The following is a 2,086-nucleotide window of genomic DNA, read 5'->3' as shown; positions in this document are numbered from 1 at the left end:
CGCATGGTCGCGCTTGCTCGCCCGCAATCCGTCCGTATCGCCTGAGTTCAGCATCACCGAGGAGTCCCTGTTTTCAATCTCGATTTATGCAACAGCGCCTCTACGTGGATAACAGGTTATTAGGCTGTCCGTACTGGATTGATCTGTCTGCGTAGTTTGGGCAGTGAGCTGATCACAAAGTTACGTTCCTTCAATGCCGAAATTAGCCGAGGAAGCGCCCTCACGGTTTGCTCTCGTGATGCTGTGTACGGGCGTGATACCAATTCGTTCGGTGGACTGCCATCGTGCAATAGCACGATTGCCCCTGGCTCTACGGTCGCCAACACGGTATCGATAATCAAATCAACCCCCGGGCGGGCCCAATCTTGAGGGTCTACCGACCAGTGAAGCGGTGTAAGACCCGCATTCTTTCCTTCGACGCATACTTCAGGAGTCCATAATCCATACGGCGCGCGCAAGAAACGCACAGCTAGGCCAGGGGAGGCCTTGGTGATGATCGCGTTCGTATCGAGTATTTCGCGTCGCAACACATCGCGGCTGCATTGGGACAGATCGAGATGCGTCATCGTGTGGTTGGCAACTTCGTGTCCATCGGAGATCATTCGCCGAATTAGCTCCGGATGTTCCGCTGCGTATGCGCCGAGAACGAAGAACGTGCCTGGGACATGAAAGTGGCCCAATATGTCCAAGATCTTCGGTGTCCATATCGGATTCGGTCCGTCATCGAATGTAAGGAAAACCTTACGTTGTTTGACTTTGGCATCACGTTCTCGAATTTCTGACGGCCAAGACAAACGTTCGGATGTTTCGCTGTGCACCTTTTCAGCCATGATTCGTTACGTTACCTTTGTGGTTTGTCCGTTATGCCTTCGGTCTCAAAGTGCGCCGTCCGCAATGCGACACGGAGATCTGCTAATTGGTAGCCGCCGCAACTTTGCGTCAGCGGCGATAATTTGTACAATCGATTGTTTCGATATCAATCATCGATGATGTGGATGGCTCCATATGCGCTTCAAAGGCCTTGACCTCAACCTTCTCGTCGCACTTGACGCACTAATGACGCAGCGGAATCTGACAGCCGCGGCGCATAGCATCAACCTAAGCCAGCCCGCTATGAGCGCAGCTGTCGCGAGGCTGCGAGACTATTTCAGTGACAGTCTTTTTGTGATGCGTGGGCGGGAGTTCGTTCCGACTGCTCGTGCGATGGAACTCGCCGGTCCCGTCCGTGAAGCACTATCGCACGTCCAGCTCTCGATCATTTCGCGTGACGTATTCCAGCCATCTAAGTCGAAACGACGTTTCAGAATTTGTCTTTCGGACTTCATGACACTTGTCTACTTTAAGAAGGTCATGAAGCGCGTCGCATGCGAGGCGCCTTCCGTCAGCTTCGAGCTATTCTTCCCTGACGATGAACCTGGCGAATTGCTCCGACGAGGCGATGTCGATTTCCTGATACTACCGGAGTTGTTGTTGAGTGATACACATCCCAAGGCGCGTCTTTTTGAAGAGAAGCTTGTGTGCGTAGGTTGTCCGACAAATAAGCAGCTGTCCCGACGATTCGCTTTGGAGAAGTACATCTCGATGGGGCATGTGACTGTAAGGTTCGGACGGTCACGCCGGCCCTCGATAGAGGAGTTTTTTCTCCTCGAGCTGGGATTCAAGAGACGAGAAGAGATTGTTGTTCCAACCTTTGACCTGATCCCACCGATGCTGTCCCGTACCGATCGCATCGCAACGCTGCCACTACGACTAGCTCAGTATTTTGGCGAAGTGGTTCCTTTGAGGATTGTCGATGTACCGCTGCCACTTTCGTCGTTCACGGAGGCTATCCAATGGCCTGCGTTACATACCGGCGATCCAGCAAGCATTTGGATGCGCCAGGTGCTGTTGGAGGAGGCAAAAAGTTTGGCTAGTGTTGACGCGAAAAAGTCTGACTGATAAACGATGTCCGGGAAGTCACAAGAGGCTCCAATTGCATTCACTGTCATAGGGGGCGGTTTCAAGAGCGAAGTGCCACACCCTGCGGGTTATTGAACAGGGAGCCGGTCAGTTGGGTTGGCCAGGACCTGAGCGAGGACTTGCAAAG

2 protein-coding genes are annotated in these 2,086 nt (G+C 53.0%); one reads left to right on the top strand and one right to left on the bottom strand.

What is annotated here, in order from left to right; genetic code table 11:
- Positions 1-119: 119 nt before the first annotated feature.
- Complete coding sequence (gene nodB / locus K309_RS41335) at positions 120-830, bottom strand: chitooligosaccharide deacetylase NodB (RefSeq protein WP_084402721.1); 711 nt, start codon at positions 828-830, stop codon at positions 120-122.
- Between the two features lie 175 nt (positions 831-1,005).
- Here nodB and K309_RS0134665 point away from each other — a divergent pair, with 175 nt between their 5' ends.
- Complete coding sequence (locus K309_RS0134665; protein ID WP_029050445.1) at positions 1,006-1,938, top strand: LysR family transcriptional regulator; 933 nt, start codon at positions 1,006-1,008, stop codon at positions 1,936-1,938.
- The last annotated feature ends 148 nt before the right edge of the window (positions 1,939-2,086 follow it).

Source organism: Cupriavidus phytohabitans (assembly GCF_000426345.1).
In the GTDB taxonomy this organism is placed as follows: domain Bacteria; phylum Pseudomonadota; class Gammaproteobacteria; order Burkholderiales; family Burkholderiaceae; genus Cupriavidus.
This window is presented reverse-complemented; position numbering and strand designations above follow the sequence as displayed.

Coding starts and splice junctions, on each gene's coding strand:
- nodB (WP_084402721.1), bottom strand. CDS start 830: ATGGCTGAAAAGGTGCACAGCGAAACATCCGAACGTTTGTCTTGGCCG.
- K309_RS0134665 (WP_029050445.1), top strand. CDS start 1,006: ATGCGCTTCAAAGGCCTTGACCTCAACCTTCTCGTCGCACTTGACGCA.